Annotated in this window: 14 protein-coding genes; 6 read left to right on the top strand and 8 right to left on the bottom strand. The window is 70.2% G+C overall.

Annotated elements, in window-relative coordinates:
* The first annotated feature begins 14 nt into the window (after positions 1-14).
* The 3 genes from AC1PMG_RS06995 to hda are packed head-to-tail and all read left to right on the top strand — an operon-like array spanning position 15 to position 3012.
* Positions 15-1118 (top strand): DUF2066 domain-containing protein, encoded by a 1104-nt coding sequence (locus tag AC1PMG_RS06995; RefSeq protein WP_481111107.1) that lies wholly within the window; start codon positions 15-17, stop codon positions 1116-1118.
* Positions 1115-2284: an AI-2E family transporter gene (locus tag AC1PMG_RS07000; protein WP_342072281.1), complete on the top strand. Its 1170-nt coding sequence runs from the start codon at positions 1115-1117 to the stop codon at positions 2282-2284. The genes AC1PMG_RS06995 and AC1PMG_RS07000 overlap by 4 nt, the downstream gene beginning before the upstream one ends.
* The gene (hda, locus tag AC1PMG_RS07005; protein ID WP_481111108.1) at positions 2281-3012 is read left to right on the top strand and encodes a DnaA regulatory inactivator Hda; all 732 of its coding nucleotides are present in this window, start codon (positions 2281-2283) and stop codon (positions 3010-3012) included. The genes AC1PMG_RS07000 and hda overlap by 4 nt, the downstream gene beginning before the upstream one ends.
* Before the next feature lie 78 nt (positions 3013-3090).
* On the opposite strand, the gene murU is transcribed toward hda, so the two are convergent.
* The 4 genes from murU to AC1PMG_RS07025 form a co-directional block, all read right to left on the bottom strand.
* Positions 3091-3822 (bottom strand): N-acetylmuramate alpha-1-phosphate uridylyltransferase MurU, encoded by a 732-nt coding sequence (gene murU / locus AC1PMG_RS07010; protein WP_481111109.1) that lies wholly within the window; start codon positions 3820-3822, stop codon positions 3091-3093.
* Positions 3819-4847, bottom strand: coding sequence for an aminoglycoside phosphotransferase family protein (locus AC1PMG_RS07015; protein WP_481111110.1), 1029 nt, complete (start codon positions 4845-4847; stop codon positions 3819-3821). The genes murU and AC1PMG_RS07015 overlap by 4 nt, the downstream gene beginning before the upstream one ends.
* Positions 4848-4920: 73 nt before the next feature.
* Entirely contained in the window at positions 4921-5190 is a 270-nt protein-coding gene (locus AC1PMG_RS07020) for a GlsB/YeaQ/YmgE family stress response membrane protein (RefSeq protein ID WP_010344083.1), read from the bottom strand.
* Between the two features lie 248 nt (positions 5191-5438).
* Positions 5439-6929 carry a M20 family metallopeptidase gene (locus AC1PMG_RS07025; protein WP_481111111.1) on the bottom strand — a complete coding sequence of 497 codons (1491 nt, stop codon included), beginning with the start codon at positions 6927-6929 and terminating at the stop codon, positions 5439-5441.
* A 204-nt stretch (positions 6930-7133) separates the two neighbouring features.
* Between AC1PMG_RS07025 and AC1PMG_RS07030 the strand changes: the two genes are divergently transcribed.
* The 3 genes from AC1PMG_RS07030 to AC1PMG_RS07040 all read left to right on the top strand — a co-directional run bounded on the left by AC1PMG_RS07030 (position 7134) and on the right by AC1PMG_RS07040 (position 9130).
* The gene (locus AC1PMG_RS07030; RefSeq protein ID WP_017909203.1) at positions 7134-7466 is read left to right on the top strand and encodes a ComEA family DNA-binding protein; all 333 of its coding nucleotides are present in this window, start codon (positions 7134-7136) and stop codon (positions 7464-7466) included.
* Positions 7467-7696: 230 nt separating this feature from the next.
* Positions 7697-8305: a HutD/Ves family protein gene (locus tag AC1PMG_RS07035; RefSeq protein WP_481111112.1), complete on the top strand. Its 609-nt coding sequence runs from the start codon at positions 7697-7699 to the stop codon at positions 8303-8305.
* A 132-nt stretch (positions 8306-8437) separates the two neighbouring features.
* A complete protein-coding gene (locus AC1PMG_RS07040) occupies positions 8438-9130 on the top strand; it encodes a response regulator transcription factor (protein WP_017913796.1) in 693 nt (230 codons plus the stop codon).
* Between the two features lie 161 nt (positions 9131-9291).
* Here the strand turns inward: AC1PMG_RS07040 and AC1PMG_RS07045 are convergent, their stop codons facing one another.
* From AC1PMG_RS07045 to AC1PMG_RS07060, 4 genes are all read right to left on the bottom strand, one after another.
* Positions 9292-10212 carry an FAD:protein FMN transferase gene (locus AC1PMG_RS07045; RefSeq protein ID WP_481111632.1) on the bottom strand — a complete coding sequence of 307 codons (921 nt, stop codon included), beginning with the start codon at positions 10210-10212 and terminating at the stop codon, positions 9292-9294.
* Positions 10213-10381: 169 nt separating this feature from the next.
* Positions 10382-11074 carry a Fe2+-dependent dioxygenase gene (locus AC1PMG_RS07050; protein ID WP_342072276.1) on the bottom strand — a complete coding sequence of 231 codons (693 nt, stop codon included), beginning with the start codon at positions 11072-11074 and terminating at the stop codon, positions 10382-10384.
* 63 nt (positions 11075-11137) lie between these two features.
* Entirely contained in the window at positions 11138-13432 is a 2295-nt protein-coding gene (locus AC1PMG_RS07055) for a catecholate siderophore receptor Fiu (protein ID WP_481111113.1), read from the bottom strand.
* A 639-nt stretch (positions 13433-14071) separates the two neighbouring features.
* Positions 14072-15568, bottom strand: coding sequence for an aminotransferase class III-fold pyridoxal phosphate-dependent enzyme (locus tag AC1PMG_RS07060; RefSeq protein ID WP_481111114.1), 1497 nt, complete (start codon positions 15566-15568; stop codon positions 14072-14074).
* Positions 15569-15635: the final 67 nt, after the last annotated feature.

The following is a 15635-nucleotide window of genomic DNA, read 5'->3' on the forward strand; positions in this document are numbered from 1 at the left end:
GTACTGGACCCTTCATGCGCCGCAGCCTTGCCTTCCTCCTGTCTTTCGCGCTGTGCCTGCCCGCCGCGACCGCCCTGGCCCAGGCCGAGCTGCGCACCGAGGGCGACGTGGCCGGCGCCACCGGCCCCTACGATGCCGAGGTGCCGGTCAACAGCCAGAGCGAGGGCGACCGCAACGGCGCCCTGGCCCGTGCGCTCGGCGTGGTGCTGGGCAAGATCTCCGGCGACAAGGGCGTGATGTCGCGGCCCGGGGTGACCCAGGCGCTGCGCAATGCCAAGAATCTGGTCGACACCTTCGACTACCGCCAGGACCAGGGCACCTCGCCGAGCGGCGCGCCGACCTTCCGCACCATCCTGGTGGCGCGTTTCCGCCCGCAGGACGTGGACGGCCTGGCCGCGGCGCTGGGGCTGCCGGTGTGGCCGCAGCCGCGGCCCAAGCCGGTGGTGTGGCTGGCCATCGACGACGGCAGCGGCCCGCGCCTGGTCGGCGTGCAGCAGTCCAACGCCGCGCGCAGCCTGCTCGACCGCGCGATCGAGCGTGGCTTCCGCCTCGGCCTGCCCACCGGCAACGCCGCCGAGCAGGCCCTGGCCGGCGCGATCTGGCGACAGGACACCGCCGCGGTGGCCAGCGCCTCGTCGCGCTACAGCCCGCCGATGCAGCTGATCGGCAAGCTCTACCGCGGCAAGGCCGGCGGCTGGACCGCGGACTGGACCTTCGTCGATAGCGGCAAGGTGCTGTCGACCTGGTCGTCCAGCGACGCCGATGCGCGCCGCGCCATGGCCAGCGGTGCCGACGGCGCCGCCGATGCCCTGGTCAAGCGCTACGCCAAGGCGGTCAGCGCCGGCCCGGCCGGGATCTACCGGGTGGTGATCACCGGCATCCGCAGCGCCGACGACTACCTGCGCGCCTCCGCTGCGCTGCAGAACGCCTCGGTGGTGCGGCGCATCGTGCCGGTCCGCGCCGACGGCGATCGCCTGGAACTGGACCTGGACCTGCTCAGCGGCGTGTCCGGCCTGAACCGCATGCTCGGCCCGGACGGCGCGCTGCAGCCGGTGGTCGCGCCGGTCGAGGGTCCGGTGATCCTCAACAGCGAGCCGACGGAGTACCGCCTGAAATGACGCTGTCGCCCGAAGCCGAGATCGCGCTGTTCCTGCGCCGCCTGAAATGGACGGCGGTGATCGTCGGCGTGCTGTGGGTGGTGTGGCTGCTGGCGCCGATCCTGACCCCGTTCGTGCTGGCGCTGCTGCTCGGCTGGCTCGGCGACCCGCTGGTGGACCGCCTGGAGCGCGCCGGGCGCTCGCGCAACATGGCGGTGACCCTGGTGTTCGTGCTGATGGTGCTGCTGCTGGTGCTGGCGCTGGTGATCCTGGTGCCGATGCTGGAGCGGCAGATCGTCACCTTCATCGACGTGCTGCCGCAGGCGCGCGACTGGTTCATCGGCACCGCGATCCCGTGGGCCGAGCAGAAGACCGGGCTGGAACTGATGGCCTGGCTGGATCCGGAGCGGCTGATCGACTGGATCCGCGGGCACTGGCAGCAGGCTGGCGGCGTCGCCGCGACCTTCTTCGGCTACCTGTCGCGCTCGGGCTTCGCGATGGTGACCTGGGTGGTCAACCTGGTGCTGCTGCCGATCCTGACCTTCTACTTCCTGCGCGACTGGGACCTGCTGGTCGCGCGCGTGGCCGCCACCATCCCGCGCAACCACGTCGGCACCATCACCCGCCTGGCGCAGCAATCCAACGAGGTGCTGGGTGCGTTCATCCGCGGCCAGTTCCTGGTGATGCTGGCGCTGGGCGTGATCTACGCCGGCGGCCTGACCCTGGTTGGCCTCAAGCTCGGCCTGTTGATCGGCATCGTCGCCGGCCTGATCAGCTTCATCCCGTACCTGGGCGCGACCACCGGCATCCTGCTGGCGGTGCTGGCCGCCCTGGTGCAGGCCAAGGGCTTCGACCTGCAGTTGCTGATCCTGGTCGGCGTGGTGTTCACCGTCGGCCAGCTGCTGGAAAGCTACGTGCTGACCCCGCGCATCGTCGGCGACAAGATCGGCCTGCATCCGGTGGCGGTGATCTTCGCGGTGATGGCCGGCGGCCAGCTGTTCGGCTTCCTCGGCATGCTGCTGGCGCTGCCGGTGGCGGCGGTGGCCAACGTGCTGCTGCACTACCTGCACGAGCAGTACCGGCAGAGCGACCTGTACGCGGGCGAGAAGTCGGCGATCCTGCTGGATACGGTCACCGAGCGCACCACCATCATCGAACTGCCGCCGCGCAGCCCCGATCAGCCGTGAGCGTGCCGCAACTGCCGCTGGCCCTGCGCTATCCGCCGGAGCAGCGCCTGGACCGCTATCTGGGCGCCCCGGACGGGCTGCTGGCGCAGCTGCAGGCGGTCGCCGACGGCGCCGCCGACGACTGGGTGTACCTGTCCGGCCCCGCCGGCACCGGCAAGACCCATCTTGCCCTGGCGCTGTGCGCGGCCGCCGAACAGGCCGGACGCAGTGCCGCCTATCTGCCGCTGCAGGCCGCCGCCGGCCGCCTGCGCGATGCGCTGGAAGCGCTGGAAGGCCGCGACCTGGTCGCGCTCGACGGCCTGGAGGCGGTCGCCGGGCAGCGCGAGGACGAAGTGGCGCTGTTCGATTTCCACAACCGTGCGCGCAGCGCCGGAGTGACCCTGCTGTACACCGCGCAGGCGATGCCCGACGGCCTGGCGCTCAGCCTGCCGGACCTGCGCTCGCGGCTGTCGCAGTGCACCCGCATCGCCCTGGCGCCGCTGGACGACGCCGGCCGCGCCGCGGTGCTGCGCGAGCGCGCCCAGCGCCGCGGCCTGGTGCTGGAAGACGCGGCCATCGACTGGCTGCTGACCCACGCCGGACGCGACCTGGCCGGCCTGATCGGCCTGCTGGAGCGTCTGGACCGCGAATCGCTGGCGGCGCAGCGGCGGGTGACGGTGCCGTTCTTGCGGCGGGTGTTGGAGGGGCCGGGACCCGGGACTCGGGACCCGGGACCCGGAAAAAGCTAGAACGCCGGTACCCGACACGCCAACACCGCCGCTCGCGCACGACATGCGCGCAAGGGGAGTATCGGAAACGCGTGGAGTTCAGCTCTTCGCGGGTCCCGGGTCCCGGGTCCCGATTCCCGGCTCTTCCTGCAGTTCCGCCAACCGCTGCGGCGTCCCCACGTCGGTCCAGCGGCCGTGATGATGTAGACCATGAAGCTGGCCCTGCTCGGCCTGCGCGCGCAGCAGCGGCACCACCGAGAAGCGGGGCGACGCGCCCGGCGCGGTGGGCGCCGGGGCGGCGATGGTCTGCCAGTCGCGCAGCAGGGCGGGGCGGTACATGCCGATGCCGGCGTAGGTCAGCAGCGGTTCGCCGGCGTTGTGCACGTGTCCGTCGTCCAACAGGGCGAAATCGCCGTGCGCGGCGTAGGCCGGCGGGTCCACCAGCACCAGTTGCGCCAGGCCGGGCGGCTCGGGCGCCAGTCGGGCGAAATCGAAGTCGGTCCAGATGTCGCCGTTGACCAGCAGGAACGGCGCCTCGCCGAGCAGCGGCAGCGCGTGCAGCATGCCGCCGCCGGTTTCCAGCGGCGTGGCGCCTTCGTAGGAATAGGCGATGCGCAGCCCGAACGCGCTGCCATCGCCGAGCGTCTGCGGGAACTGTTCGGCCAGCCAGGACGTGTTGATCACCACCTCGCGCACGCCCAGCGCGGCGAGCTTGCGCAGGTGCCAGACGATCAGCGGCGTGCCGCCCACTGCCAGCAGCGGCTTGGGCGTGTGCGCGGTCAACGGACGCATGCGCTCGCCGAGGCCGGCGGCGAAGATCAGCGCCTTCATGCGCCGGCCGCCGCGCGCTGCGCCAGGGCCGGCTTGATCCGCGCCTGCAGCAGTTGCGCCAGCGGCTGCAGGGTGGGATGCCGCGGCAACGCCTCGTCGAGGTAGGCGATGAAGCGCGGCACGTTGTCCAGGTACCAGGCCTTGCCATCGCGGTAGTTCAGCCGCGCGAAGATGCCCAGGTTCTTCAGGTGGCGCTGCACGCCCATCCACTCGGCGTCGCGCAGGAACTGCGCCAGCGGCGGCACCGGGATCCCGGCCTGCAGCGCACGCGCGTGATAGCTGGCGAGCCAGGCGTCGACCTGCGCCAAAGGCCAGCTGACCGTGGTGTCCTTGAACAGGCTGATCGGGTCGTAGGCCACCGGCCCGATCACGCAGTCCTGGAAATCCAGCACCGCCGGACCGTCGGCCGCCGGCATCAGGTTGCGCGGCATGAAGTCGCGGTGCACCAGCACCTGCGGCTGGGTCAGCGCGTTGTCCATGAGCTGGCGCTGCACCCCATGCAGGGCTGCGCGTTCGTCGGCATCCAGGGTGATGCCCAGGTGGCGTTGCAGGAACCACTCCTCGAACAGTCCCGCGTCACGCTGCAGCAGCGCCTCGCCGAACACGCCCATGCCCGGTGGCGGCGCGATCGCCTGCAGCCGCAGCAACTGGCCGAGCGCGGCGTCGAAGTGTGCGTCCGCCGTGCTCGTGTCCAGGCGTTGCGCCAGGGTCGGTTGGCCCAGGTCTTCCAGCAGCAGGAAGCCGGCCTCCGCGTCCTGCGCCAGGATCGTCGGCACCCGCACGCCGCCGCCGTGCAGCAGCGCGTGCATGCGAAGCCATGGCCGCACGTCTTCCAGGTCCGGCGGCGAATCCATCACGATGCGGCTGACGCCGTGGCCGTGGCTGCGCCAGTAGCTGCGCTGGCCGGCATCCACCGAGGCGCGCTGCAGCGTCGCCTGTGCGTCGTCCAGGGCCGTGCGCGCCCAGGCCAGGCGTTGCGCGGCGCGTGCCGCAAGAACATCGGGAACCATCGGGCTGGCGCTCATCGGCAGGCTGCGGCGGAAACGAGCCGCACAGCGTAAACGGGCGCCGCCGCCGTGGCGAGCGGCGCCGCGTGCCTCAACGCTTGCTGGAGAATAGCCGCAACAGCGCGAGCAGGGCGATGGCGCCGAGCAGCGCGCCGAGGAAACCGGCCGGCTCGCCGCGGCTGTACCAGCCCATGTAGTGGCCGAACCAGCCGGCCAGCAGCGCGCCGGCGATGCCCAGCAACACGGTGAACAGGCAGCCGGAGCGCCCGCTGCTGGGGCCGAGGAAACGCGCCAGCAGGCCGACCACGAAGCCCACCAGGATGATGTAGAGCCAGCTGTCGCTGCCGAACAGAGTGTGCATGGAGAGCATTCCGGACGCGGAAGGGAATCAGCGTCGGATCGTGCCAGATCGACTGTGATGGCGTCGATGCTTGCGTGTGCAGCGCAGGCGGCCCAGCCCTCGAGGCTGGCCGCTCACGTTACCCAGCGATCACGCCACGGAGAGGCGTCGCATCTGGATCGACGCCTCTCCAGCAGTAACCCGGGTAGTCAGGTACTCACGAAGCTGGCTTCGCCAATCCCAAATCCCGACTCCCTAATCCCGGCCCCTCAACAGCACCCATGCCCACCATGCTGCTCGCCGCCGGCCACCGCCGCGCTGCCGGTGGTCTCGCCGCGCAGGCTGGCGGCATGGTGGGCGGCGATCACCCGCGACACGCAGGCGGTGACCCGCTTGCCCATCGGGATGTGCAGGAACTCGTTCGGGCCGTGCGCGTTGGAATGCGGGCCGAGTACACCGGTGATCATGAACTGCGCGCCGGGGAACTTCTCGCCGAGCATGCCCATGAACGGGATCGAGCCGCCTTCGCCCATGTACATCGCCGGCTTGCCGAACGCCGCCTGCGAGGCCGCTTCGATCGCATCCGTCAGCCACGGCGACTGCGCCGGTGCGTTCCAGCCGGAGGAGGACTTCTCCAGCGCCAGCGACACCTCGGCGCCGTACGGCGGATCGCGCAGCAGCACGTCCTTGAGCAGTTCGCCGGCGTGCTTGCCGTCCAGCGTCGGCGGCAGGCGCAGCGACAGCTTCACCGCGGTCTCGGGGCTCAGCACGTTGCCGGCCGAGGCCAGCGGCGGCAGGCCGTCGGCGCCGGTCACCGACAGCGCCGGGCGCCAGGTGCGGTTGAGCACCAGTTCGGACAGGTCCTCGTGCATCGGCCGCATGCCGGGCAGGAACGGGAACTTGCTGTAGACCTCGTCGCCCAGCACCTCGGCGACCTTGCGCGCCTGCGCCAGCCGCTCTTCGGGAATCTCGGCGTACAGGCCCTCGACCTTGATCTTGCCGGTGGCTTCGTCCTCCAGCCGCGACAGCAGGTCGCGCAGCACGCGGAAGCTCGACGGCACCACGCCGGAGGCGTCGCCCGAATGCACGCCTTCGCTCAGCACCTTGACGCTGAAGTTGCCGCCGGCCAGGCCGCGCAGCGAGGTCGTGCACCACAGTTGCTCGTAGTTGCCGCAGCCCGAATCCAGGCACACCACCAGCGACGGCTTGCCGATCCGCGCCGCCAGGTGGTCGACGTAGGCGGGCAGGTCGTAGCTGCCCGATTCCTCGCAGGCCTCGATCAGCACCACGCAGCGTGCGTGCTGGATGCCCTGGTCCTGCAGCGCCTGGATCGCCGCCAGCGAACCGAACAGGGCGTAGCCGTCGTCGGCGCCGCCGCGACCGTACAGGCGGTCGCCCTTGAGCACCGGCGTCCACGGGCCCAGGTCGGCTTCCCAGCCGGTCATTTCCGGCTGCTTGTCCAGGTGTCCGTACAGCAGCACGGTGTCCTCGCCGGTCGCGTCGCTGCTGGCCGGCACCTCCAGGTAGATCAACGGGGTGCGGCCTTCCAGTTGCACCACCTCCACCTGCAGGCCGGGGATCGCCTGCGCGCGCGCCCAGCGCTCCATCAGCGCCACCGCATCGGCCATGTAGCCATGCGCGACCCAATCGGCGTCGAACATCGGCGATTTGTTGGGGATGCGGATGTAATCGACCAGTTGCGGGACGATGTCGTCATCCCACTTTTCGCTCAGGAAACGGTCGATCTTGGCACTGTCCATGAAAAGCTCCGAAGTGATTGCACACGTGTGCAGCCATTCTACGCCCCGGTGCCCGTGTAGGGTTTTTCCTACACGGCGACGCGCCGTTTACCTGCTGTTTGTGACGCGTTCCGACGATAGGCTGTACCCATGTGGCGAGCGATGCTGACAACGCCGGCAGGAAAGGCCGGCGATGTCCCCATCCAAGTCACAAGGAGCGTTGCCATGCAGTCTTTTATCGTGGTCCTGAAGTCGCTGGTCGTTGCCCTGATGCTGTCCGGCTCCGCGCTCGCCGCGGACAAGGTCAACATCAACTCCGCTGGAGCGGAGGAAATCGACCAGGTGTTGGTGAACGTGGGGGCCTCCAAGGCCCAGGCGATCGTCGACTACCGGCAGGCGCACGGACCTTTCAAGAGCGCCGAGGAACTGGCACTGGTGAAAGGCATCGGACTCAAGACGGTCGAGCGGAACCGCGACCGGATCGATGTGGGCGCCACGAAGGCACCCGCACCGACAGCCGCCAAGCAGGCAGCTGCCAAGCCGGTGGAAAGGCGTTAAAGGGATTTGCAACGAAAGGATAGGGCCGGCGCTGGACGCGCGGCCGCAGCCTCACTGAGCAGGATGCGAAGGGGGAAGGCAGGAAGCCGACAGGGAGGTACATCGTCGCCCGGCGTTGCACAGTGACGTGCAGCCGGGCGATGTTTTTTTGGGCGCCATGGCGCCTCCTGCGTCGCATATTCGGGCTGGCCAAGGACAGGTCCCTTGCCCTGATCGTGCAGAATGCGCGCATGGACTGGTGCACGCTGCCCGCGCGGGTGATCCCCGCCAATGAGTATCGCCGCGAACGCTGGCGCAACGGCCTGGGCTGGACCCGGGAGATCCTGCGTCTGCCGGCCGCCGGCGATGACTGGCTGCTGCGCCTGTCCATCGCCGAGATCGAGCAGGATGCCGTTTTTTCACCTTTCCCCGGGATCGATCGCGAACTGGTCCTGCTGCGCGGCAACGGCGTGCGCCTGCGTTTCGACGACGGCGAGGAACAGCTGCTGCAGGACCCTTGCGCGCGCCTGCGCTTCGCCGGCGAGCGGCCGCTGCGTGGCGAGTTGCTGGACGGGCCGACCCACGATTTCAACCTCATGTGGCGACGTGACCGGCTGCGCACGCAACTGCTGCACCGGCCGCTGGTCGGGCCGATGCTGTTCTTCGCCGAACCCGCTGTCGCCTGGGCCGTTCATCTTCTGGCAGGGCAAGCGCAGTTCGATGCGGCCAGCGGACTGCCGCCATTGGCGGCCGGCGACAGCGCCTGGTTGGCCGCCGATGCCAGGCGCCGCTTCGCTTTGAGCGGGGGCGGGGAGGTGTTAGCGATGCGCATCGAGGCCCTGCCGACGCCCGCGGACTGAGCCCGCTCCACCACGCGCGCGGCTCTTGCAGCGTCGACGCCGACCGCGTCCAATGCGCGAACGCGGCCATCCGGGCCGTACAGCGGAAGCCGACAGGTGCTCTCGGACAACAGGTGGTTGGCGAAAATTCTGGTGGCGGACGCGGACGCGGTCTTGCGCGACCGGATTCGCGATTACCTGGCGTGTTTCAACCTGCAGGCCCACGACGCCGACAGTGCGCCGCACCTGCAGGCGCAACTGGCGGCCGGGCATTACGACGCGGTGGTGCTCGATGCCGGCCTCGACGGTGCCGAGGGCCTGCGCTTGTGCCGGCAACTACGCGACCGCGGCGACATCGCCATCGTGATGATGGCCGACCGCGCCGAGCCGGTGGACCGGGTGATCGGGCTGGATCTGGGCGCGGACGACTTCCTGGTGCGGCCGCCCGACCTGCGCGAACTGGTGGCGCGGCTCAACGCGGTGCTGCGTCGGGTGCGAGCGACCCAGCCGCCGGCAGCGGCGCATGGCGGCTGGCAGGTCGATGCCGCGCGCCACCAGGCGGTGGCGCCGGATGGGCGGACGATCCCGCTGTCGCCCGGCGAACTGCGGCTGATGGCGGTGTTCCTGGAGCAGCCGGGCGAGGTGCTCACGCGCGAGACGCTGCGCACCGCGCTGGGCGACGGCGAGGCCAGCATGCCTGCGGGCAGCCGCGGCATCGATCTGCAGGTCTCGCGGCTGCGCCAGAAGCTCGGCGACGACCCGCTGGTGCCGCAATGGATCCGCACGGTACGCGGCAAGGGCTATGTGTTCGAGCTGCAGCGCATGGGGCTGCCGGCTTCGCGTTGAGGACGTGACGGCGTGGCGTTCCTGGCATCGCCGCGGCCGAAGCGGTAACCGTAGCGGCGGCGGTCGGGTAGCGGCGCGTCGTCCGGAACACGCCGGCGCGTCGTCTCGCGCGGTGCCCTGGTGTTCTCCCTGGCCGCGGCTCATCGAGCAGCGCACCGCGCTCAGCCACGCGCTAACGCCGCGAAGCCGCTGCTGAGCCGCTCCTGCACTGCGCCGTCGTGGCGCACCAGGAAGCGCACCGCCAGTCCTTCGCGCTCGGCGCAGGCCAGTCCGGCCTCGACACCGAGCACGCTCAGGGCGGTTGCCCAGGCATCGGCACGCATAGCGTCGGCGGCCACCACCGTGACCGCGGCCAACGTCGCGGCGATCGGGCGGCCGCTACGCGGATCCAGCAGGTGTCCGTAGCGCCGTCCGTCCTGTTCGAAGTGGTGCCAGCGGTCGCCGGAGGTGGCCACCGCCAGGCCGTCGACCGCGAGCGCGCGCGGCGATGCAGTGCCATGCACCTCCTCGTCCGCAGTGGCCTCGATCAACACCCGCCACGGCTGCGCGTCCGGCTTGCGACCGTAGCCATAGAGATCGCCGCCGACCTCGACCAGTGCGCTTTCCACGCCATGCGCGCGCAGCGCCGTCGCCGCCAGGTCGACGCCGTAGCCCTTGGCGATCGCCGACAGATCCAGATGCAGCCCGCCCGGCTGGTGCCAGCGGCCCGCGTCGTCGACGGTCAGCCGGCGCCAGTCGCCCGCGGCGCGGGCCTGTTGCAGTGCGGCGGGCTCCGGCACCCGCCGATCTCCGGCGGTGGCACCGAAACCCCACGCGCCGACCACGGCGCCGATCGTGGGATCGAAGGCGCCGCCGCTGCGATGCGCCACCTCCAGCGCGCAGCGCAGCACCGTGTCGAACGCGGCGGGCAAGGCATGCCAGGTATCGGCGTCGGCGCGGTTGTAGCGGCTGAGATCCGATTGCGCGTCCCACGTGCTCATCTGCGCGACGACCAGATCGAGCTGCGCCTGGATCGCATCGCGCAGCGTGTGCAGGTCGCGGCCGTGCGCCGGCAGCAGCCTGGCGCTCCAACGCGTGCCCATGCTGCTGCCGTGCAGTGTGGCGATGCCGGCGCTGGCGCGGAGTGCGGTCGGTGAAGCGGGGCGACTCACGCGTCGACGCAGCGCGACCGTACAACGGCAACGCGCAGGTGCCCTACGCTGCGCGACCGTGGGTCGGCGGCATGTTCGGCGTTCCGGTCCCCACGTGCGCTCATGTCTCCGACCAGTCGCGCAGCAGGTTGTGGTAGACGTTGGTCAGGCGCAGCAGCGCCGCCGCGTCCGCGCCGCTGGCGGTCAGCGCCTGGATCGCGGTGTCCAGGTCGAACAGGGTCTGCCGCCGGCCGGCGTCGCGCACCAGGCTCTGCACCCAGAAGAACGAGGCCAGCCGCGCGCCGCGGGTCACGGGTGCGACCCGGTGCAGGCTGCTGGACGGATACAGGATCAGGTCGCCCGCGGGCAGCTTGACCTCGTGCTCGCCGTAGGTGTCGTGGATCAGCAGTTCGCCGCCGTCGTACTCCTCCGGCGCACTCAGGAACAGGGTGCAGGACAGGTCGCTGCGCACGGTCAGCGCCGGCTGCGCGGCGCTGGCGGCCTGGGTCATCACTGCACCGTCGACGTGCAGGCCGTAGCTGCCGCCGCCGCTGTAGCGATTGAAGCGCGGCGGGATGGTGCGCAGCGGCAGCGCCGCGGCGAAGTACAGCGGGCTGCGCGCCAGCGCGCTCAGCACCGCCTGGCCGAGGTCCTGCTTCAGCGGCGAGGCGTCGGCCAGTTGCAGGTTGCGCTTGACCTGCGCGCCCTGCGCGCCGACGGTCTCGCGGCCGTCCACCCAGTCGGCGGTCTCCAATGCCTGGCGAAACCGCGCGACCTCAGCGGCGGTGAGGATGTCGGGAATGTGCAGCAGCATGAGGCGCTCCGGCGGTGGACGGCCAGCATAGGACGTCCACCGTGCGTTGGCAGGCGCGGTCGTTCAGAAGCGGACCTCGGCAGTCAGCAGCACCGAGCGCGGCGCGCCGGGAGTGTAGCGGAAGCCGCTCTTGTTGATGGCGGCGACGTAGTCCTTGTCGAACAGGTTGTAGGCGTTCAGGCGCAGCGCCACGTGGTCGTTGACCGGGTAGCTCAGCACCGCATCCCACACGGTGTAGGACTTCACGAACGCCGGCGTGCCGACCGCGCCGTCGCGGCCACGCTTCATCTCGCCCGAGTAGCGCACGCCGCCGCCGACGGTCAGCCCGAACGGCAGGGTGTAGGTGGTCCAGGCGGTGAACGCGCTGTCCGGCGTGTAGGCCAGGTCCTGGCTGCCGTCCTGCGAGACCGTCGTGCCCTGGCGCACCCGCGCATCCAGCTTGGTGTAGCCGCTGGACAGCGACCAGCGCTCGGTCAGCTTGCCGACCGCCGACAGTTCGATGCCCTGCACGCGCTTCGCGCCGCTCTGGTAGTACAGCCCGTCGCTGCCCTGCACGATCTCGTTGTTCACGTCGGTACGGAACAGCGCCAGCGTCGCGAACAACGCATCGTCGAGGAAGTTCCATTTCGTGCCGACCTCGGCGGTCTTGGCCTTCTGCGGATCGAAGCGCGGATTGTTGGCATTGTTGGCCGAGGCGCTCAGTTCCAGCGTGCTGCCGCCGGGCGGCTGCTGCGAGGTGGCGAAGTTGGCGTACACGCTCACATCCTCGTTGGCCTTGTAGACCGCGCCGAGCTTCCAGCTGAACAGCGTGTCGGCGATGTCGGTGTCCAGGCCAACCACGGTGGTGCAGGGCGCGGCGGTGGAGGTGGTGGAACTGCACACCAGGCTGTCGAAGTCGGTCTTGTAGCGATCCGCGCGCACTCCGGCGGTGACCAGGAAGCTGTCGCCGAACTTCAGCGTGTCGAAGGCATAGGCCGAGTAGGTGGTGGTGGTGCCATGGCTGCGCGCGCCGTTGCGTGCGGTGCGCAGCGGCGTGGTGTTCCAGTCCGGCGCATACAGGTTGGCCGGATTGGCCGCCAGCCAGGCGGCGCGGTCGACGATGTTGTGTCCCCAACTGCGCAGTTCCTCGCGCGAGGCTTCCACGCCGGTGCTGAGGTTGTGCTGCACCGCGCCGGTGGCGAAGTCCACGCGCAGGTTCAATTGATCGGCGAGGATGGTGTACTGCTGGTCCTTGAAGGTCGGCAGGCTGCGCAGCACCGTCCAGGTCGATGCATCGGCCGGATTCGGCGTGCGCAGGTTGGCGGCGTTGGGCATGAACGCGAACAGCAGGTAGTCCTGCTCGTTGCGGCCCCAGCGCGCGGTATTGGTCAGCTTGACCGAGTCGGACACGTCGTGCTCGATGCGGAAGGTGGCCATCTTCGCGGTCACGTCGTCGTGGTCGTCGCGGGTGCCATAGAAGTTGCTGCTGTCCACGCGCGCCGCGCCGCCGAGCCACGGCCGTGCGGGGTCGGGCGAGCTGTAGCCTGGCAGGCCGAGGGTGGGCACGCCGCCGTCGGGCACGTTGTCCTGCTTCACGTACAGCAGGTCGAGCAGGTAGCGCGTATCGGTGCCCAGGCCGAACGCCAGCGACGAGGCCAGGCCCCAGCGCTTGTTGGCGACGTGGTTGCGGCCGATGGCGTCGCTGTCCTGGCCCATCAGGTTCAACCGCAGCGCGCTGCTGGCGCCCAGCGCCTGATTCCAGTCCGCGGTCGCGCGGCGCTGGCCATGGTCGCCGCCGGACAGGGTGGCGCTGCTGGCGTTGTCCAGGTGCGCCTGCTTGCTGACCAGGTTGATCGCGCCGGTCGGCGCGCTGCGGCCGTTGTCGGTGCCGGCCGGGCCTTTCTCCACCTCGATCTGCTCGATGTTGAACACGTCGCGCGAGATCGAGCCGAGGTCGCGCAACCCGTCGACGAAGATGCTGCTGGAGCTGTCGAAGCCGCGCATGTAGATCGCATCGCCGGTGCTGGTGTTGCCGTTCTCGCCGACATAGAACGTGCCCACGCCCGGGCTGTTGCGCAGCGCTTCGGTGAGGGTGGTGGCGCCCTGCTCGTTGAACAGGTCCTTGCCGATGATGTTGAGGGTCTGCGGGGTATCGATCAGCGGCTGGGTGAACTTCGGCGAATCCGGCACTTCCACCAGGTAGCGCTTGGCGCGCTGGGCCTGCACGTCGACCTTGTCCAGGGTGGTGGGCTGGTCGCCGGTGTCCGCATGCGCGGGGGAAAGCAGGCTCAGCCCGCCCAGCAGCACGGCGGTGGTAAGGGTCGGTGCGGCGGCCTGGCGGGTCACGGCGTGTTTGCGGCGCTTGATCGGAGAGGTCATGGGCGGTTCGATTTGCAGGAGGGGCGGCACCCCGATCGCGGGCAGCGGCCGTCCCCCAGCGGGAGCGGCCGCGGCGGCGAGATCGGGCGGCTGGGCGAAACGGTGTCTGCCGCGCATGCGATGCAGGCAGTGCGTTCATTTTCCATGCAAATGCGAATTGTTTGCAATCTCTTTGTCATCGGCACGGGTCCGCCGCGGTTCGGATACTCGGAGTCGCCAGAAAATGCGGCCTATCGACCAAGGCGCGTGATCGGCCAGAGGACCGGGCATTGGGTGGTTTAGGACCCGCACCTGCGGGCGCGTGACGCCAGCGCCGATGAGGCGGGCGCGGAGGATGCGCGGAAGTCCGAGCTAGGGGCCGGAGAGAGGCGCGCCGGTGTCAGGCAGCCGATGCTGCCAGGAGATGCCGTGGTGTCGGCGGCGCAGTGTCGCTGCCGGACCGTCTTACCAAGTGCGCTTCGACGTATGCCGAAGGAGCGGGTGGGGCAGTGCCAGATCGCGTGCCGCCCTGAGTGTCGCCAGTGCTGACGGACCACCAAGCCGGGCCGGCAGACGCCCTATGTGCAAAGGCGGCAAGCGCCAATGCGGTCGGGATTGGCCGCTTGCGGCGCCGTCCTGCGGCGCCGCAAGGGGCGGGGTTCAGGCCGCCGCGGCCTGTGCCACGCGCGGGCCTTCGCGCAGGGCGCGGCCGATCAGCCCGACCAGCAGGTCGAGTTCTTCGCCGTCCATCGCGAAGTGCGGGGTGAAGCGCAGCGAGTTCTCGCCGCCGTGGATCACGTTGACGCCGTGCTGGCGCAGCCACTCCTCGGTGGAGCCGGCGCCGTAGCATTTGTACTGCGGGGCCAGCGCGCAGGAGAACAGCAGGCCGGTACCCTGCACCTGGGTGATGGCGCCGCCGAGTTCGGCCTTGAGCTTCTCCAGCTTCTGCACCGCCTCGGCGCCGCGCTCGCGGATGTTGGCGCGCACCTGCGGGGTCAGCTGCGCCAGGGTTGCGGTCGCCACGTCCAGCGCGCGCGGGTTGCTGGTCATGGTGTTGCCGTAGGTGCCCTTGCGGTACACCTGCGCCGCATGCTCGGTCACTGCCAGCACCGACAGCGGGTACTGCGCGGCGTTGAGCGCCTTCGAATAGGTTTCCAGGTCCGGCGGGTCGAGCTGCTCGAAGCCGGGATAGTCCACCACCGACAGCACGCCGTGCGCGCGCAGGCCGGCCTGGATCGAGTCGACCAGCAGCAGGCTGCCGTGGTTGCGGGTCAGTTCGCGCGCGGCGGCATAGAACGCCGGCGGCAGCGCGCGGCCGGGGTCGCCTTCGCCCATCACCGGCTCCAGGAACACCGCCTCGATGAAGCAGCCGTGCTGCTCGGCCTCGGCAAAGGCGCGGCGCAGCGCCTCCACGTCGTAGGGCGCGATGGCGATCAGCCCATCGTCGCCGCGGTAGCTGGCCAGGTGCTGCAGATAGGTCTTGCGGCTGGAGTCGGAGTACATGCCGGGCCGGTCGGTGCGGCCGTGGAAGCTGCCCTTGACCACCAGACGCTTGATCTTGGCGCCGGCGTGGCGCGCGCCCGGATCGGTCTGCAGCTTGGCGTTGATGTCGACGATGCGTGCGGCCAGGCCCACCGATTCGGAACCGGAATTGAGGCACATGAAGCGGGCGTACGGACAGCCGCCGCGGCGGTGGCCGATCTCCGCACGCAGCGCGCGCTCGAAGCGCAGCTGCGACAGGTTGGGGGTCATCACGTTGGCCATCACCTGCGGCCGCGCCATCGCCTCCAGCACCGCCTCCGGGGTGTGGCCGAAGCCGAGCATGCCGTAGCCGCCGGCGTCGTACAGCACCGCGCCCTTCAGCGTGACCACCCACGGGCCGCGCGCGCTCAGCGCCACGTACGGGGTCACCGCGTCGTCGGCGTAGAAATTGACGAACCCGGCCTGCAGGCGGCGGATCTGCTCGGCCTCGTCGAGGTCGAGCAGGTCGCCGAACTCCGCGGCGATGCGCGCGTAGTCCGCACCGGCCGCGTCGATCGCCGCGCGCAGCGACGGATGCGAGGCCGCCAGGCGCTCGATGCTGGCGTCGTCCAGGCCCTGGGTCAGGCGATCGCCGGCGTGGGCACGGAGCGGGGCGAGGGGGCCGAGTACGGTCATGGAGATCTCCTGAAGGCGGGCTGTCTGGCGACGATCCTCTCTATTATCGGGACAGGATCGTCGAATG

It is taken from the genome of Xanthomonas sp. NCPPB 2250, assembly GCF_056725265.1.

Bases quoted from the DNA above. Each gene is read 5' to 3' on its own strand.
- AC1PMG_RS06995 (WP_481111107.1), top strand. From the start codon at position 15: ATGCGCCGCAGCCTTGCCTTCCTCCTGTCTTTCGCGCTGTGCCTGCCC.
- AC1PMG_RS07000 (WP_342072281.1), top strand. From the start codon at position 1,115: ATGACGCTGTCGCCCGAAGCCGAGATCGCGCTGTTCCTGCGCCGCCTG.
- murU (WP_481111109.1), bottom strand. From the start codon at position 3,822: ATGAAGGCGCTGATCTTCGCCGCCGGCCTCGGCGAGCGCATGCGTCCG.
- AC1PMG_RS07015 (WP_481111110.1), bottom strand. From the start codon at position 4,847: ATGAGCGCCAGCCCGATGGTTCCCGATGTTCTTGCGGCACGCGCCGCG.
- AC1PMG_RS07020 (WP_010344083.1), bottom strand. From the start codon at position 5,190: ATGCACACTCTGTTCGGCAGCGACAGCTGGCTCTACATCATCCTGGTG.
- AC1PMG_RS07025 (WP_481111111.1), bottom strand. From the start codon at position 6,929: ATGGACAGTGCCAAGATCGACCGTTTCCTGAGCGAAAAGTGGGATGAC.
- AC1PMG_RS07030 (WP_017909203.1), top strand. From the start codon at position 7,134: ATGCAGTCTTTTATCGTGGTCCTGAAGTCGCTGGTCGTTGCCCTGATG.
- AC1PMG_RS07035 (WP_481111112.1), top strand. From the start codon at position 7,697: ATGGACTGGTGCACGCTGCCCGCGCGGGTGATCCCCGCCAATGAGTAT.
- AC1PMG_RS07045 (WP_481111632.1), bottom strand. From the start codon at position 10,212: ATGGGCACGCGTTGGAGCGCCAGGCTGCTGCCGGCGCACGGCCGCGAC.
- AC1PMG_RS07050 (WP_342072276.1), bottom strand. From the start codon at position 11,074: ATGCTGCTGCACATTCCCGACATCCTCACCGCCGCTGAGGTCGCGCGG.
- AC1PMG_RS07055 (WP_481111113.1), bottom strand. From the start codon at position 13,432: ATGACCTCTCCGATCAAGCGCCGCAAACACGCCGTGACCCGCCAGGCC.
- AC1PMG_RS07060 (WP_481111114.1), bottom strand. From the start codon at position 15,568: ATGACCGTACTCGGCCCCCTCGCCCCGCTCCGTGCCCACGCCGGCGAT.